Source organism: Microcoleus sp. BM001215392, from assembly GCF_036700185.1.
In the GTDB taxonomy this organism is placed as follows: Bacteria; Cyanobacteriota; Cyanobacteriia; order Cyanobacteriales; family Microcoleaceae; genus Microcoleus.
In genome coordinates this window covers 22167-37934 of record NZ_JAUBOJ010000022.1, presented here as the reverse complement: position 1 = coordinate 37934, position 15768 = coordinate 22167, and the positions used below count along the sequence as shown (strand labels likewise).

The window sequence follows — 15768 nt, the reverse complement described above, 5'->3', positions numbered from 1 at the left end:
GCTCGCAATAATTTTCGCTTGTTGACCTTCTGACTATATGATACTACCGTTGCTTACTACTGCTTACAAACTTAATGAAGTTTTATAATACCTTGACTGTATCTTACCTTTTTGACACTCTGGGCCCTATAAGGGCGCAGATTCTTCATTCATAGACCCAACTTGCTCATGCAGGATTTCTCCAGCACAAGTAGAGGTAGAATCTCCTGAAGCGTTCGGATCTAAGAGCCAAGTTCCGGTATGCCCTACCGTACTCAAGGCTAATTTCAGAATATTAATAGCAGCATTCCAATCTCTATCCAGCACAAGTCCACATTCACAAACATGAGTTCTTGTGGATAGAGATTTTTTGACTACTGCCCCACAGTTAGAGCATTCTTGCGATGTGTAGGCAGGATTGACCGCTACAGTTATTCTGCCAAACTTCACCCCAAAATACTCTAACCATTTCCTGAATTGATACCAACCAGCATCATTAATAGATTTGGCGAGACAGTGATTTTTCACTAAATTCTTAATCCTCAAATCTTCATAAACTACCAAATCGTGAGATTGGATTACGCAACGCGCTACTCTCTTAGCGTGTTCTTCACGTTGCCTACTTATTTTGAGGTGTACTCGCCCTAATTTATTAATAGCTTTGTTGCGGTTAATAGAGCCTTTTTTCTTACGATAAACACGTATTTGTCGAAATTTTAAACGCTTTTCTCCTGTGCGATAAAACCTTGGGTTAGGTTCGCTGCGTCCATTGCTGTCTGTGTAAAACTCTTTTAAGCCAACATCTAAGCCAATGGTTTTACCAGTCGGCTGTCTGCCTACTTTGGTTTTTGCACTCACCAAGAATTGAACATAGTAACCATCACTACGACGGACTAACCTAACCCGTTTGATCTGTTCTATTTGGTAGAAGTTTAAATCCCACGTTCCTTTGATTTTTAGCTTTCCAATTCCTTTTTTATCAGTAAAAGTGATTTGTTTCCTTGTTTGAGAAAGCGACCATCCAGATATTTTATATTCAACTGAACGATTGTTTTTCTTAAATTGTGGATACCCCTTTTTCCCTGGAACTTGTTTTTTACAATTGCTGTAAAACCGAGCGATCGAGCTATATGCTCTTTCTACTCCTACCTGACAAGCATGAGAGTTTAAGTCTTTAACAAAGGAATATTCTTCCCTTAACGCAGTATTGTAGCGATACAAATCTTTTTGCCCAACACCGCGATTATCCATCCAAAAACGGATGCACTTGTTGCGGACAAACTGAGCCGTCTTGATTGCCTCATCTATCGCTGCGTATTGAGTTATTTTCCCTTTTGCCTTAAACTCTAAAACTATCATTTGACGTGGCAAACTTCTACGGAAATTAGTCTAACACAAACAAAGCCGTCAAGCGAAGGACGGGGCTTGTATCCCATATTTTTGGTCAAAGACTTATGGACAATCCGACAAAATGTAAGTTTTTCAGGACTTCCCGGAACTGATTTTGCTATAGTAGTGTCACTTTAGCTAATCTCAAACCCTGCCTAAACTCGCACCAGACCGACACAAATTTTCTGGCGACCGAGACGCGATGATTCTGCGCCTCTACCTGAAAAGTCAGTCGTCTGTCGCCAATGTCACGCAGGATTCGCACCAATCAAAGGAGAAATAATCATTGTCACGCCGCTACCTGTTTACCTCTGAATCGGTCACTGAAGGCCATCCCGATAAAATCTGCGATCAAATTTCAGACACTATCTTAGATGCCTTGCTCACCGAAGACCCTAAAAGTCGCGTCGCAGCCGAAGTTGTCGTCAACACGGGCTTGATGCTGCTGACGGGCGAAATTACCACCAAAGCTCAAGTAAATTACATAGAGTTGGCACGGAAAAAAATAGCCGATATTGGCTATATCCACCCTGACAACGGATTTTCTGCTAATAGCTGCTCGGTGTTGGTAGCTCTAGACTCTCAATCGCCCGATATTGCTCAAGGGGTGAATACCGCTCACGAAAGTCGGGAACAATCGAGTGAAGAGGAGTTGGATTCGATCGGCGCTGGCGACCAAGGCTTGATGTTCGGTTTTGCTTGCAACGAAACGCCGGAATTGATGCCTTTGCCGATTAGTTTAGCGCACCGGATTTGCCGTCAACTGGCCGCAGTCCGCAAAACTGGTCAATTGCCTTACCTGCGTCCCGATGGTAAAAGCCAAGTTACCATCGCTTACGAAGATGGGAAACCTGTTGGGATTGATACGATCTTGATTTCTACGCAGCACACTGAGACGATCGACAATATTACAGAAACGAGTGCTGTTCAAGCCAAGATTAAAGCCGACCTTTGGACTGCTGTCGTCCAACCGGTGTTTGCCGATATTAGCATCAAGCCGGATGCAGAAACTCGCTTCCTTGTCAACCCCACTGGCAAATTTGTTGTCGGCGGGCCTCAAGGAGATTCGGGTTTGACTGGCCGCAAAATTATTGTGGATACCTACGGCGGCTATTCCCGTCACGGCGGTGGGGCTTTTTCTGGCAAAGACCCCACGAAGGTAGACCGCAGCGCGGCCTATGCTTGTCGCTATGTTGCTAAGAATATCGTGGCTGCTGGTTTGGCCGAAAAGTGTGAAGTGCAGTTGAGTTATGCGATCGGCGTAGCGCGACCTGTGAGCATGATGATCGAAACTTTTGGCACTGGTAAAGTTGATGACGATCGCCTTTTGGAAGTTGTCAAGCAGCTTTTTGAACTGCGTCCTGCTGGAATCATTCAGGCATTTAATTTGCAGAATTTGCCTGCTGAAAGAGGCGGTCGCTTCTATCAAGATGTGGCAGCTTACGGTCACTTTGGACGGACTGATTTAGAATTGCCTTGGGAGCAAACTGATAAGGCCGAAGTTTTGAAAGCAGCTTTAAGCCAACAGTTGTCTGGAGTAGCTAAATAGTATAGCTAAGGTGCGCCGAGGCGCACCTTAGTTATACAGACGGGTGCTAAGTAGAAGTCCGCAGTTATCAGCAAGAAGGGAATCAGGGAAGAAGATATGCGCAGCAAGCTTGAGCGCGCTCCGTATTTTAGGTTTAATGAGGTGGACTTACTTACAAAGTAAGATGCAGGCGGGAGCAAATTATCCATACATCATATCGAGCATTTTTCGCACATATTATCAATAAATAATATCGGGTGCTACCAAATAATCTAGAATGCGCAGTTCATGTTTAGTGGCGCGATATAAATGAGACTACCCTGAGAAAAATGCTATTGCACTTGCTAATTTTTTAGACTAAAATAAACCTGAATTGCATTGATTAGTTTTGTTGTTTTGCAATTACTCGCATTGGATAGTCGGTTGCATCAGCAGTTTAGCGATCGCTCCCTGATTCATACAAGTGCTTGTCAAATCAAGGAAAATTGGTCTGAGAGCTTGGGTTCACAATCAAAAAGCTGAAAGAAAGTTAGTTAAACGGGGCCGGGGAGAATACGCCACAACATCCAGACTAAAGGCAATCCACACCCTAAAAACTGCTTAATTTTAAGGGTTAGATGGGCTTGAAAATCAGTCGGGCAGAGGATTGAGTGCTGGTACAGCTTACAATATCAATAAAACAAATGCCTTTTTTTCCAGATATTAAGTCAGCAGTTGGCAGATTTGGTGGGCGATTTAAACAGCAATTTGCTGAAAAAAGAAATGTAGCAAATCCAGGCTCGCAGCCGAGTTTGTTGGGGCTTGACTGTGGAATTCGTGGCGTTTGGATACCCAGCACAGACTGCCAAGTTCTCACATCAAAACAGCGGATTGCAGAAGCAATGGACTTTCTTGCTGATACGGGATTTAATACTGTATTTCCTGTTGTGTGGAACCGGGGTTTTACTGCTTATCCTTCTCGAATTATGTGCGAACAGTTTGGATGTGAAATTGATCCGCGCTACCAAGGGCGCGACCCTTTGGCCGAATTAATTGTTGAAGCAGATAGAGTCGGTTTAAAAGTTATTCCTTGGTTTGAATACGGATTTGTGAGTTCTTACAATCTCAACGGCGGTCATTTGCTGGCGCAGAAACCGGAATGGGCGGCGCGCGATATTAATGGCAATTTACTTACAAAAAATAAGTTTGAATGGATGAATTCTCTGGACGTGGAAGTGCAAGATTTTTTGCTGGGGTTGATGCTGGAAGTTGCGAGGAATTATCCGGTAAGCGGCGTTCAGGGAGACGATCGCATTGCGCTACCTTCTGAAGGCGGTTATGACCAAAAAACGGTTGCACGCTACCGCCAAGAGTGCGGGAGAGAACCGCCGCAGCATCCGAAGGAGCGACATTGGCTGCACTGGCGCGCTGATATAATTACTGAGTTTGTGGCTCGCTTGCACCGAGAATTGAAGGCGATTAATCCTGATTTGTTGCTGTCGCTGTCGCCGAGTCCTTATGAATGGGGACTGGTGGAATATTTGCAAGATTCTCCAGCTCTTGTTGACAAAAAGTTGGTCGATATGCTTCACCCGCAGTTTTACCGCCGCGATTTTAACGGTTACAAACAGTTGGTCGATCGACTGGTTGGAGAACAGCTCAGCAGCGAGCAACTGCGCTGCGTGTCGCCCGGTATTTTGTTGGCGAATCGAGGCAGCAATTATAGCATGAATCCGGAGCTGTTGTTGCAAGTAATTGCCTGCAACCGCCAGAGCGGGATTCAAGGAGAAGTGTTGTTTTTTTACGAAGGTTTGCGAGATAACGGTAACGCTTTGGCTGAGGCTTTGAAACACGGGCCCTACCGCTGACACACTGTATTCAAATCGGGCTGTTTGCGGTTAGCTGCGTTCCACTGAGCCGATCGATATTTGCAACCAACTCGCTCTAAAATGATATAGCACAGCTTGCCAAACACCAGAGCGTACAAATGCTGGCGCAGCAAGCGCTAGGCTCTTGTCAAGCCGATCGCCAAAAAAAACAGAGAATCAATGATTGGGGAGTTGCAACAATAGTGGTATCGGACATACAGCGGTGCGAGCTATTGACCAATCAATCCGTCAATCCCCAATCTCAAATCAAAAATAGTACCCGAATTTTGCGATCAAAGCTATATTTTATAAGTGGTGGAACTTGGTTAATAAGTTAAATTTTGTAGTGCAGCCGTATTTGTTTATGAAAGTGAGTTTAAAAGAGCAATCTGAGGCGATCGCCAAAATATGAGGATAAAGTAATGAACTCAGCAGCAACCCTCATCCAAGAGCTATCAGAGCTCAGCGACGATCAATTTAACCAAAAATATTTGAAACAAAAACAAGGAATGCACGCTTTGGCGACAATATTGCCACAAGTTGCTGAGCAAAGTCTGGCTTTGCGGGCAATAAAACTGTCGCTCAAAGTAAATTTTAAACTCGGCTCAAAACTAGCAGGACAGGTAAAGCCAGAATTTCAAAAAGCAGCACTAAAATTAATCGCAAAAATCAAAATTTCCCCCCAGCTCAAAATTAAACTGCTGGCGCTAACTTGTTCGGATTTGGCAATTCCGATGCTAGTCAAAGCATTGAGCCACAAAAATAGTGCGGTGCGCGTTCATTGCATTCGGGCGATCGGCCAAATTGGCTCTCCAACAGCAGTAATTTCCTTAGCTCGATCGCTCGAATCGGAAGATTCGCAAGTCCAAGCTTGGGCTGCTTGGGCTCTGGGAGAAATTGACACGAAACCAGCAGCTTGGGCGCTGGTGAAAGCCCTGAACCACAAAGCCCCCGGGGTACGGGCTTGGGCAGTTTGGGCCTTGGGCAAAATTAACCCGACAACATCTGTCCCCGCAATGCTCAAAGCCCTCAAACATGAAGACTCTGAGGTGCGCTGGCGGGCGGCGGTCAACTGCGGAAAAATTGGCTCCTGTGCTGTTGTTCCCGGGCTGATCGATGCCCTCAGAGACGAAAATCACCTCGTCCGCGCTAGGGCGGCGGCGGCTTTGGGGAAAATTAGGGCGATCGAAGCAGTACCGCGGCTCATAGAATTGCTCCAGGATCGCGACTCCTATGCCGTTTCTTTGAGGGCTGCTGAGGCTTTGGGACAAATTGCCACGGAAACGGCCGTGTCGGGGCTGCTGCAAGCCCTCAACCATGACGACTCAGATGTCCGCGGTAGTGCGGTTTCTGCCTTGGGGGAAATCAGCAGCGAGGTGGCTGCTGTGGCGGTAATGCGATCGCTCTCGGATCGAGATATTTTCGTGCGCGGCCGGGCGGCGGTGGCTCTGGGGAACATCAATACAGCCGGAGATGATAACTTGCAAACAATGGTGGCCGCAGGACTGGCGATCGCGCGAGGCGACAGCGAATCCTACGTGCGGTGGAGAGTTGCTGCTGCTTTGGGGCAAATTGGCACAGAAGAGGCTGTAGCAGGTTTGGTGCGACTGCTGGGAGATGACACCCCTGGAGTGCGCCAAAAGGCTGTTAAATCCCTCGGTCAAATTGGGTCTCCGGCTGCTATTTTGGCTCTGGAAGCAGCTTTAAACCGCGAAATTGCTGATGTTCGCGCCCTCGCCGCCCAATACTTGCCCGATCGGAGTGCTGAGGTAAAAACAGTTTATTTTGATGCTGAAGCTGCTACGGATGTATGGGATGAAAAACTGCCGCACATCTTGATTGCTTCGGAAGCAGAAGCCAGCGAATACATTATCGATCGCGCTGCGGGGCGCAATTTGCAATACTTGATCTCGATCGGCACTCCCGGCGTGCCCGAACCCAAAATTTTTCACAAAGTCCCCAACCGGCTGCGACAATCGTTTAACGACCTGGAAACCCCCGTTGACGACCCGGATCGGGTCTTACCCGCACTTGATGACGTACTTCAAATTATTGACTTCGCCCTCAAAATGTCAGGGCGCCCAGGCAATTTGCTTGTCTGCTGCCAAAGCGGCATCAGCCGTTCTACGGCTGCGGCTTTGACTGTATGTGCGGCGCTGACAGGCCGCGGCCAAGAAAGGGCAGCTTGGGCCTTGGTACTCGCCGCCAGACCACAAGCCAGGCCGAACCGCTGGATGGTGGAATTGGCCGATGAAGCTTTGGGTAGGGACGGTAAGTTATCTAATTCTCAATTTTCGATTTGATCGGATTTGGGAATTACTTATTGTCTGGTGGGTTTGAAGCAACGCCAGGCAAGTTAGATTATTTTTTGAACAGGCATCAAGTTGGGCGATCGAATTAACCACTGCTACAGATATATCTCGCGATCGCTACAGCGGTGAGGACATAAATAACCTCATCAATAGAGCCTCCTAACCCATAGCCTAAACGGTTTAATTTCCTGATTCTGTAACTGTCAACTGTCCACTGTCAACTGTCCCCTGCTAGAGATATATCTCGCAACCGCCAACAGTTGAGTCGGCTCAAGACTAATACCAGCCCCCGAAATTAATCGTGGAAAAATCAAAATTTTTGAATCTTGTTCAAGCTGCCAGATTCATCTCTAGGCTCAGTCTCCAGTCGAAAATATTCAATCCGCAAATCTACTGAATTCCTGGAACTCAGTTTCTTTTACTAAGTCATAAAGGTATACTCAACTTACACGACTTGACTTCAGACTGGTCTTGCGGAGGCAGCACTGCCAAAAGTCGATCGCCGCTCGTGCAAAAAATCGACCGTCAGTTGCCTTTGTGACATTCTGTGCTATAAGTCGGATGCTCAACAACAAACGTCAAGCAATCGTCGCATTGCTGACAGCCAAACCCCAAAGCTGAGGAATCGGGTGCATTGTCAAGAGACAATATCAGCTTTGGCCCACTCACAGGCAAAACCTATCAGACAGAATTTTCTGGCTGTAATATTCTATGCGGGAACAATTCACTGCCGGAATAAATTTTTATTGTTTTTGCCTGCTACAGACTTTTACGAATCGAAAAAGTAATTTGGCAACAGCCATCAACAGCCTAATTATCTATTAGACACCAAGCGAATTTAAATTTATCCTAGGGCTCGACCAGAGTCAAAGATGATTTTTCGCAGGTGTCTGCTGCAAACCAGACAAGCTTTTCCCTTTGGAGAACTTAAGAGCGTGGTAGATTTTAACAGAATACAGCGGTTGCATATGTCAAAAATTAATTTGCTCAAAAAAACAGAAAATCAAGCAGTTTTATCTGTTGCATCTTGGTCAAAAAAGGACGAGGTTAATCCCGAAATAGAACAATTTAACCACCATGAAAAACCTGTAAAAAGTCAAGAACTCAACCCCAGCAATAGCCGTTTAGATAAACTGAGGCGGTTTTTTAGTTCCGAACAATTCGCTGCTATAGCAACCAAAGAAAAAATATCATTTATCCAAAAAATGGGAGAAAAAACTTCCTGGGAAATCGGCAAAATACTGCCCAATAAAATTCGCGGTTTGCCGATCGATCGAAAAATTGGTGGTGGGTATTTGGTGGCAATCGGAATCGGCTTTCTAGGCTCACTGAGCGGACTGGTGATTGCCGACTGCCACCAAGGACAAGGATTAAAACAACTCAATGACGCTCACATCCAAGCGCAATTGCTCGGCAATTTTAAAGATGCAGCCCTAGCGGCACAATTGCAAGGATCGCAGCTAGATTCTTTTGTAGATAATTCTGCTTTGTTGAACCAGCAAAAAGCGCAGTTTTTCAAGAGTATTGTCAAGGCAAAAAACCTGCATTTGCGCATAGAAAAATTTGCCGACAGCCAACCAGCTTGGCTGGCAGCTAAGCCGGAAGTTCTCAAAACTTTACTCCAAAATTGCACGGAAGATTTAGAATCCTATGCCGCTACTCTGTCTTTAACTTTGCAACAAATCCAGCGATCGCAACTGTCGCCTCGGGAGATAGAGTCTGCCCGAAAATTGTTGGCGACAGAAAGCGGAGAAGGTGTAAAAGAACTCGATCGCCACCTTGAGGAATTGAGCAAAATCCTGGATATTGCTCAGCAGCAAGAACGACAAGGCGGTGCAGTGATGGAGGAGGCCCAAGGCATCGAAAAAGCCATAATTACGATCAGTATGCTGCTGTCGGTAGCGGTGGCCGGAATCGTGGCTTACCGTACCAGTCGGGCGATCGCCAAACCAGTCCTCAGCGTCACTCAGGTAGCCGAACAAGTAGCCGCCGAGTCAAATTTTGACTTGCGAGCACCAGTCACCGCACAAGACGAAATCGGCTCGCTAGCAGTGTCTCTCAATCACCTGATCGAGCGAGTTTCCGAACATACCAAAGAATTGGAACAAGCTAAAGAAGAAGCTTTAGCAGCCAGCACTGCTAAAAGCCAGTTTTTAGCAAATATGAGCCACGAGTTGCGGACACCTTTAAACGCGATTATCGGCTACAGCCAACTACTTTTGGAAGATGCTATGGATTCTGGCTGCAAGGATTTTGTTACCGACTTAGACAAAATTCAGAATGCGGGCACGCACCTGCTATCTTTGGTTAACGATATCCTCGATTTGTCGAAAATTCAAACGGGGGGAATGAAACTCGACATCGAAGAGTTTGACATCGTGTCGCTAGTCGATAATGTGGCGATTGCCGAGAAATTATCGATAGAAAAGAATGGTAATATTTTAGAAATAGAGTGCGATCGCAATGTCGGAACAATGCACGCAGATTTTCGCAAAATGCGGAAAGTGCTACAACACCTGCTGAACAATGCTGCTAAGTTTACCAAAAAAGGTAGCATCAAAATCAGCGTCAGCCGCATTCAGGGAACCCGAGAATCGGATGGTGGGGCTAAGCTATCTAGTTTACTTGAAAATTCCTGGGCTGGAGGCTGCACGAAATCGAGTTCGATTGCTTGTCCGATTGCTAATGTTACAGCATCGGATTGGATTTGCTTATCTGTTAAAGATAGCGGTATTGGAATGTCTGAGGAACAGCAACACAAATTGTTTGAAGCATTCGCGCAGGCTGATTGTTCGGCGACGCGCCAGTACGGCGGCACAGGATTGGGGCTGACAATCGGCCGCCATTACTGTCAGATGATGGGGGGCGAGATTTTGGTAGAAAGCGAGGAGGGAAAAGGGTCTGTTTTCACTGTCCGCATACCAGCCGGAAATGGGTGATGTGATGTTTGGGCTGAAGCATTTGGGCGACAATTTATGTTGCAAAGCTGTTGTTTTGTGTCCAAATGCTTTACTTTTGTGAGTGGGGGCGATCGCTACGGGCGCGATACTTTATTTTTCCCAGATGTCTATTTAATTAAGTTGGTCTGATGCGGTTTGTTACACCGTTTTCAGTATTCTTGCACTATTTGCAGGCTTCGTATATAATAGACATCTCCCATAATTCTTGTGGAACAGGCAGGATGCCTGTTCAAAACCTGCTTTTTAGGAGATGTCTAATAATTATATATTGACATTTTGCTAATTTGTTAAAAGAAAAAACGTTTATTTAAGGATGTGGATTGAGCCATGATTGACTGTCTCAATGCTGCTCGCTACTTCATTATGAGAGCTTATGAGGATGGTCTAGAAGCTGAAATGACGAACATGAAAGTTCAGAAGCTTCTATATTACGCTCAGAGCTTGCATTTGGCGCTCTACAATGAACCATTATTTGAAGCCGAAATCCAAGCATGGCGCTACGGCCCAGTTTGTCCTCCTGCGTATAAGTTCTACAGTGAGTTTGAGGCCAAACAACTACCAATTCCTCAGCAAGAATCCTTGTTGCAGCTTCTGCCCCAGAAGAAGGAACTTTTAGAAGAAATTTGGGAATACTTCGGTGGCTACCATGCTTATCGACTGAGTGAGATGACTCACGGAGAATTCCCTTGGAAGAAAGCTCGTAAAGGTTTACCACCTCAAGCAAGTTCAACGGAGCCAATTCTGCTGAATGACATGAAAGAATTAGGTTATCAAAAGCTCGATCGCATTGAACGCGATCGGCCTGCATACGAACTAGCAATGTCTGAAACTGTGAATAATGCGTTTGCTTCGGAACCCTTAAATCGTATTGGCAAAGGAGAAGTGCATGACTGGCTCAACTCCCTTCTCGATTGAAGCATCCGATAATTTTAAGCGTTCTTTCAAGAAACTTGCAAAAAGTTTTTAGGATTTTCTAGTTTTTATGATTTGGAAATGATTGATACAGCGTTGACGCGGTTGAAGATCGCGCTCATACCAGACGAGGATGTGTTGTGAGCGCGATCGCCGGAAAGTTGGGTGCCGATCAAACTGATTCCTTTAATTGAACTGTGTTTGTTGGCTCTAGAATTAGATATCCATCAACTGATGAGGATTCTGATAAGCTAGCTAACTTATGTTCAAACTCAGACGGCTTCATTTGCTGTTCTTCCAAAAGCTCGTACTGTGCAACATAACCCTCAAAAACAGCACCTCTGGCAATCAGCTTTCTCAGAGCAGGAATAAGCATTTTCTGTTCTTTCTCTAGACCAATCCCCACGTTTTGATTAAGACCTGACCCACCTCCTGAGAACCAACCTTTGGAGTACCACGTTTCATTGATTTTGCGTCTCAACTCATCAATCCAGCCTAAACCTTTCTTTTCATCGTAAACAAAATCTAACCACTGAGTTAATTCTGCAACTGATACATCATCCACAAAATCTGTTGCCAAAAAGCGTTCAGGATACTTCCCTACCAAAATTTCTTTTGAAATACGGTGCGCTTGAGTTTGCCAGAATGTATTCATTTCCTCTATTTCTTTGTGTGCAATGTCCAGCATTCCCAGTTCAGCCGTGCATCGCGCTTGAGCAAGGGCAGTTAGTGAGAAATACTCCTCGTTCGCCATCGCAGTTTCAATGGTACTTGCTTCGGAGAAAAGTTCTCTGTAGCGCATATTAATTTCAGCAAGTGTATTCCGCGAATTATGCATAATAGTATGACGATGCTCAGAAGCTGTTCTTGCATCAATTTTCAGTAGTGCGTTCAGTGCAGCAAAAAGTTTGGCTCGCTCACTACTTTCAAGAAAATACTTAATCGCCTGTACATCTTTTTGAATTTCCTTTAATCTGCCATCAATTGTATTTAATTTATTATTGATTGAACAAAACCGATAGAACTGACAACTAGCCCTAAACCAGATAAAACTGCCGTGCCTGTGGCAATTTGAAGAATCTGTTGAGTTGATTCTGAAAGTGTGTTAATTTGACCGGAGAGTTGCATTAACTGATTGGTGTTGAACTTTGTCATATCCTTCAGTTGATTCAGTTGAAAATTGGCAACAATTCCCGGAATAAAATCTAGTCCTGGAATGGCGCTGAGTGGATTCAACCCAACTGGAATCAGATGCCGAATAATTTGCCCTGCATTGGGAGTTCCTGCCGCCCAACGAACCACACCACCATAAAGCTGGTATTTTCCAGCCGCCAAGCCTATTAGAGTCTCATCTGGGATAGCTCTAGCAACAGTCCAACCAGGGAATATCATAGTGTCCTCGAATCTTGTTTAAATTGGCTATTGCCGATCGCAGATAACCTCGATCCGATCGCCCTTATCGATTTCTCATGTCGCGATCGCAACCAGCTTTTGTATAATAACAGAATCTTACCTGTCATCAAACAGCTTGAGGCAAAATGAATAACTTGTTAACTCGTATTACCCAAACACCCGGTCAGTGCGGTGGTCGCCCTTGCATTCGAGGCATGAGAATTCGGGTCAGCGATATTTTAGAAATGTTGGCAGAAAATGTCATTGTCACTGAAATTTTAGAAGACTTCCCCGATTTGGAACCTGAAGACATCCAAGCCTGCTTGCTGTTTGCTGCACGACGCACAGATTTTACGCGGTTGACAGCATGAATATTTGGATTGATGCTCAGTTACCTCCTACCTTGGCCAATTGGGTCACTAATACCTTTAGTATAGAAACTTCGGCACTGCGAGATATTGGATTAAGGGACTCAAAAGATATCGAGATTTTTGAGGCAGCGAGAACTGTTAATGCAGTAATCATAACAAAAGATAGCGACTTTGTTGATTTAGTATGTCGGCTAGGAACGCCACCCCAAATTATTTGGCTGACTTGTGGCAATGTCACAAATCGTTACCTGCGTCAGATTCTCATCGTCACGCTACCCGATGCCTTGGAAAGATTACGACAAGGAGAAATGATTGTAGAAATTAGTAGTATTCCCTAAGCGATTGCTCATTCATCTAAAATTAAATTCTCCGGCGATTGATGGTTAATTAATCAGTTTGGCGCGAATTTCGGCTGCGTTCACGAGGGGTTGTTGACAGCTAAATGTTCCGTTAGGGAGGTTTGAATAATTGTCTGGGGCGTTACCCCTAAACGGCTGGCTTCTCGATCGATTAACTCAATCATCCAAACGGGCAGGTCTATGCTGACCCTTTTTTGAGCAGAGAGGGGACGCTTGGCTTTGGATAAGTCAAGTACCTGGGTGATGTCTTCCGCCTCATCAAATTTTTGGTCAAATTCCTTAGCTTTCATAGAGGTCAATCTCTTCTGTGCGTGATCTGCGAATGGATATGATCCGAATATTTTGCTCGCGGTAGGTGATAACTCCTGACCAATGCTTGTTGTCTACCTTAGCAATAATTAAAAATCTTTGCTCGTCCTGAGTTCTGGCGGGAATTTCTAGCAGGTTGGGCTCGTTCCATAATTTTTGAGCTTCAACAAAGTCAATCCGGTGTTTAACGAGGTTGGATCGGCTTTTGTTTTCGTCATATTCAAAATTTGTCATATTCAAAAAGTAAAATCAACGGAATTAGCCACCCTACCCTTATCCTACTGTACCAAAATACCAGCAATTGCCCCGCTGCTTGCCACCCAACCATCCAAGAAACCGGGTTTCTGCGAGAATTTACACATCCTCACGAGATTTTAGGAAGAAACCCGGTTTCTGAGTCCCGCGCGCTCGCCTATCAAATCCGATTATTTTCCCAGACTAACCGGCTGTTTGCGGTTTTGCACTTCCAGATAAATCAACAAAGCATTAACATCAGCCGGATTCACCCCGCCAATTCTCGCCGCTTGGCCAATAGTCAACGGTCTAATTTTAGTCAACTTTTCCCGCGACTCCTTCGAGAGAGTTGCGATCGCCATATAATCCAAATCCGCAGGTAATTGACGGCGTTCGTGTTTGGCAATATCATCGATTTGATTTTGCTGTCTTTGCAAATAACCGGAGTATTTGAGTTCGATTTCTGCACCATCTTTCTCAGCTAATTTTAGACTGGAATTGCCTAAATTGTAGCGTTCTAAATCGACGTAATGAAAACCGGGACGGCGCAGCAAATCAGCTAGAGTTATTGAACCTTTAATCACTTGTTGAGTGTCAGCAAAAATTGCTTTACCAACCTCTTCGTGTTCTTTGACGCGAGTTGAGTACAAACGGGCTTTTTCCGCGACAATATTAGCTTGTTTGCGATCGAATAACTCCCAGCGCCGATCGTCAATTAAGCCGATTTCCCGTCCAAGCGGAGTCAAGCGTTGGTCGGCGTTGTCCGATCGCAACAACAACCGATATTCCGATCGCGAAGTCAGCATCCGGTAAGGTTCCCGCAAATCCTTCGTGCACAAATCATCAATCAAAGTGCCGATATAACTTTGCTCGCGGGCAAACACAATCATCTCCTGATTTTTTGCAAACCGGGCTGCATTAATCCCTGCGACAATCCCCTGTGCAGCCGCCTCCTCGTATCCCGTCGTACCGTTCACCTGACCCGCGCAAAACAGCCCTTCGATCTTCTTAGTCATCAGAGTCGGAAAGCACTGAGTTGCAGGCAAATAATCGTACTCCACAGCATAAGCAGGGCGCATCATCTCGCACTTTTCCAAACCGGGAAGAGTGCGCAGCATTTGCAATTGCAAACTTTCGGGTAAACCAGTCGAAAATCCTTGGATATAAAGTTCAGGAATATCCCTACCTTCGGGTTCAATAAAAATCTGGTGGCTTTCCTTATCTGCAAAGCGCACAATCTTATCTTCAATACTCGGACAATAGCGCGGGCCTTTCGCATCAACCCAGCCGCCGTAAACCGGAGAAAGGTGCAAATTATCTCTAATTAACTGGTGAGTTTCGGGCGTAGTTCGAGTTAAATAGCAGGGCATTTGTTCGCGTTCGATCCAAACTTCTGGATCGAAACTAAACCAGCGAACATCTGTATCTCCCGGCTGCGGTTCCAGGTTAGTGTAATCGAGAGTTCGCTTGTCAACTCTGGCCGGAGTTCCTGTTTTCAACCTGCCTGTTTCAAAGCCCAAACGGTTGAGAGTTTCCGTCAAACCGACGGCGGCAAATTCTCCAGCGCGTCCGGCCGGCATCGACTTATTGCCCACCCAAATTGTCCCGCCTAAAAAAGTACCAGTTGTCAGAATTACGGCTTTGCATCCAAAGGCGACGCCGAAGTATGTTTCAACGCCGATTACTTCTTCGTTTTTGCCCAAAACTAAGTCTGTAACCATCGCTTCGCGGATAGTCAAATTCTCTTGATTTTCGACAATATTGTTCATGACGGCGGCATATTCCCGCTTGTCTGTCTGGGCTCTGAGCGCCCACACTGCGGGGCCTCGCGAAGAGTTGAGGATGCGTTTTTGTAGATAAGTGCGATCGGCCATTTTGCCAATTTCACCGCCTAACGCATCCACTTCGTTAGTCAGTTGAGTTTTCGCCGGGCCGCCGACAGCGGGATTGCAGGGTTGCCATGCAATTTTATCGAGGTTGAGGGTGAGTAAAAGCGTGCGGCATCCGAGGCGAGATGTGGCGAGGGCGGCTTCGCAGCCGGAGTGTCCGCCACCTACTACGATGATGTCGAAACAGTCTTGAAATTGTACTGGTGTTTGTGCGGTCATTCGATTTTAGATTTTAGATTTTAGATTGAATAATTCAGTTGAGAGGTTAAGTCGGAGCGTTATCGATC

At 45.6% G+C, this 15768-nt stretch carries 14 protein-coding genes; 7 read left to right on the top strand and 7 right to left on the bottom strand.

What is annotated here, in order from left to right:
* Positions 1-126: 126 nt before the first annotated feature.
* The gene (locus QT974_RS04615; protein WP_333467343.1) at positions 127-1338 is read right to left on the bottom strand and encodes an RNA-guided endonuclease InsQ/TnpB family protein; all 1212 of its coding nucleotides are present in this window, start codon (positions 1336-1338) and stop codon (positions 127-129) included.
* A 316-nt stretch (positions 1339-1654) separates the two neighbouring features.
* Here QT974_RS04615 and metK point away from each other — a divergent pair, with 316 nt between their 5' ends.
* Both metK and QT974_RS04605 read left to right on the top strand, forming a co-directional pair.
* The gene (metK, locus tag QT974_RS04610; protein WP_333467342.1) at positions 1655-2917 is read left to right on the top strand and encodes a methionine adenosyltransferase; all 1263 of its coding nucleotides are present in this window, start codon (positions 1655-1657) and stop codon (positions 2915-2917) included.
* A gap of 662 nt (positions 2918-3579) precedes the next feature.
* On the top strand, positions 3580-4743 hold the full coding sequence (locus QT974_RS04605; protein WP_333467341.1) for a glycoside hydrolase family 10 protein: 1164 nt from the start codon (positions 3580-3582) through the stop codon (positions 4741-4743).
* Here QT974_RS04605 and QT974_RS04600 read toward each other — a convergent pair.
* On the bottom strand, positions 4734-4877 hold the full coding sequence (locus tag QT974_RS04600) for a hypothetical protein (RefSeq protein WP_333467340.1): 144 nt from the start codon (positions 4875-4877) through the stop codon (positions 4734-4736). The genes QT974_RS04605 and QT974_RS04600 overlap by 10 nt on opposite strands.
* A 288-nt stretch (positions 4878-5165) precedes the next feature.
* Between QT974_RS04600 and QT974_RS04595 the strand changes: the two genes are divergently transcribed.
* The 3 genes from QT974_RS04595 to QT974_RS04585 all read left to right on the top strand — a co-directional run bounded on the left by QT974_RS04595 (position 5166) and on the right by QT974_RS04585 (position 10930).
* A complete protein-coding gene (locus tag QT974_RS04595; RefSeq protein ID WP_333467339.1) occupies positions 5166-7046 on the top strand; it encodes a HEAT repeat domain-containing protein in 1881 nt (626 codons plus the stop codon).
* Between the two features lie 881 nt (positions 7047-7927).
* On the top strand, positions 7928-9994 hold the full coding sequence (locus tag QT974_RS04590) for a sensor histidine kinase (RefSeq protein WP_333467338.1): 2067 nt from the start codon (positions 7928-7930) through the stop codon (positions 9992-9994).
* 348 nt (positions 9995-10342) lie between these two features.
* Positions 10343-10930, top strand: a complete 588-nt coding sequence (locus QT974_RS04585; RefSeq protein WP_333467337.1) for a Panacea domain-containing protein — start codon at positions 10343-10345, stop codon at positions 10928-10930.
* A gap of 169 nt (positions 10931-11099) precedes the next feature.
* Here QT974_RS04585 and QT974_RS04580 read toward each other — a convergent pair whose 3' ends face one another.
* Entirely contained in the window at positions 11100-11729 is a 630-nt protein-coding gene (locus tag QT974_RS04580) for a hypothetical protein (protein ID WP_333467336.1), read from the bottom strand.
* A gap of 188 nt (positions 11730-11917) precedes the next feature.
* Positions 11918-12262, bottom strand: a complete 345-nt coding sequence (locus QT974_RS04575) for a hypothetical protein (RefSeq protein WP_333467335.1) — start codon at positions 12260-12262, stop codon at positions 11918-11920.
* 203 nt (positions 12263-12465) lie between these two features.
* On the opposite strand from QT974_RS04575, the gene QT974_RS04570 reads away from it, so the two are divergent.
* Both QT974_RS04570 and QT974_RS04565 read left to right on the top strand, forming a co-directional pair.
* Positions 12466-12690 (top strand): DUF433 domain-containing protein, encoded by a 225-nt coding sequence (locus tag QT974_RS04570; protein ID WP_333467334.1) that lies wholly within the window; start codon positions 12466-12468, stop codon positions 12688-12690.
* Positions 12687-13028: a DUF5615 family PIN-like protein gene (locus QT974_RS04565; RefSeq protein ID WP_333467333.1), complete on the top strand. Its 342-nt coding sequence runs from the start codon at positions 12687-12689 to the stop codon at positions 13026-13028. The genes QT974_RS04570 and QT974_RS04565 overlap by 4 nt, the downstream gene beginning before the upstream one ends.
* 80 nt (positions 13029-13108) lie before the next feature.
* Here the strand turns inward: QT974_RS04565 and brnA are convergent, their stop codons facing one another.
* The 3 genes from brnA to mnmG all read right to left on the bottom strand — a co-directional run bounded on the left by brnA (position 13109) and on the right by mnmG (position 15700).
* The gene (gene brnA, locus QT974_RS04560; protein ID WP_333467332.1) at positions 13109-13339 is read right to left on the bottom strand and encodes a type II toxin-antitoxin system BrnA family antitoxin; all 231 of its coding nucleotides are present in this window, start codon (positions 13337-13339) and stop codon (positions 13109-13111) included.
* Positions 13329-13592 (bottom strand): BrnT family toxin, encoded by a 264-nt coding sequence (locus QT974_RS04555; protein ID WP_333467331.1) that lies wholly within the window; start codon positions 13590-13592, stop codon positions 13329-13331. The genes brnA and QT974_RS04555 overlap by 11 nt, the downstream gene beginning before the upstream one ends.
* Positions 13593-13783: 191 nt before the next feature.
* Complete coding sequence (gene mnmG / locus QT974_RS04550; RefSeq protein ID WP_333467330.1) at positions 13784-15700, bottom strand: tRNA uridine-5-carboxymethylaminomethyl(34) synthesis enzyme MnmG; 1917 nt, start codon at positions 15698-15700, stop codon at positions 13784-13786.
* Positions 15701-15768: the final 68 nt, after the last annotated feature.

What these genes read in the sequence shown, in the direction of transcription:
- QT974_RS04615 (WP_333467343.1), bottom strand. Translation starts at nt 1,338, where the DNA reads ATGATAGTTTTAGAGTTTAAGGCAAAAGGGAAAATAACTCAATACGCA.
- QT974_RS04605 (WP_333467341.1), top strand. Translation starts at nt 3,580, where the DNA reads ATGCCTTTTTTTCCAGATATTAAGTCAGCAGTTGGCAGATTTGGTGGG.
- QT974_RS04595 (WP_333467339.1), top strand. Translation starts at nt 5,166, where the DNA reads ATGAACTCAGCAGCAACCCTCATCCAAGAGCTATCAGAGCTCAGCGAC.
- QT974_RS04590 (WP_333467338.1), top strand. Translation starts at nt 7,928, where the DNA reads ATGATTTTTCGCAGGTGTCTGCTGCAAACCAGACAAGCTTTTCCCTTT.
- QT974_RS04585 (WP_333467337.1), top strand. Translation starts at nt 10,343, where the DNA reads ATGATTGACTGTCTCAATGCTGCTCGCTACTTCATTATGAGAGCTTAT.
- QT974_RS04580 (WP_333467336.1), bottom strand. Translation starts at nt 11,729, where the DNA reads ATGCGCTACAGAGAACTTTTCTCCGAAGCAAGTACCATTGAAACTGCG.
- QT974_RS04570 (WP_333467334.1), top strand. Translation starts at nt 12,466, where the DNA reads ATGAATAACTTGTTAACTCGTATTACCCAAACACCCGGTCAGTGCGGT.
- QT974_RS04565 (WP_333467333.1), top strand. Translation starts at nt 12,687, where the DNA reads ATGAATATTTGGATTGATGCTCAGTTACCTCCTACCTTGGCCAATTGG.
- brnA (WP_333467332.1), bottom strand. Translation starts at nt 13,339, where the DNA reads ATGAAAGCTAAGGAATTTGACCAAAAATTTGATGAGGCGGAAGACATC.
- QT974_RS04555 (WP_333467331.1), bottom strand. Translation starts at nt 13,592, where the DNA reads ATGACAAATTTTGAATATGACGAAAACAAAAGCCGATCCAACCTCGTT.
- mnmG (WP_333467330.1), bottom strand. Translation starts at nt 15,700, where the DNA reads ATGACCGCACAAACACCAGTACAATTTCAAGACTGTTTCGACATCATC.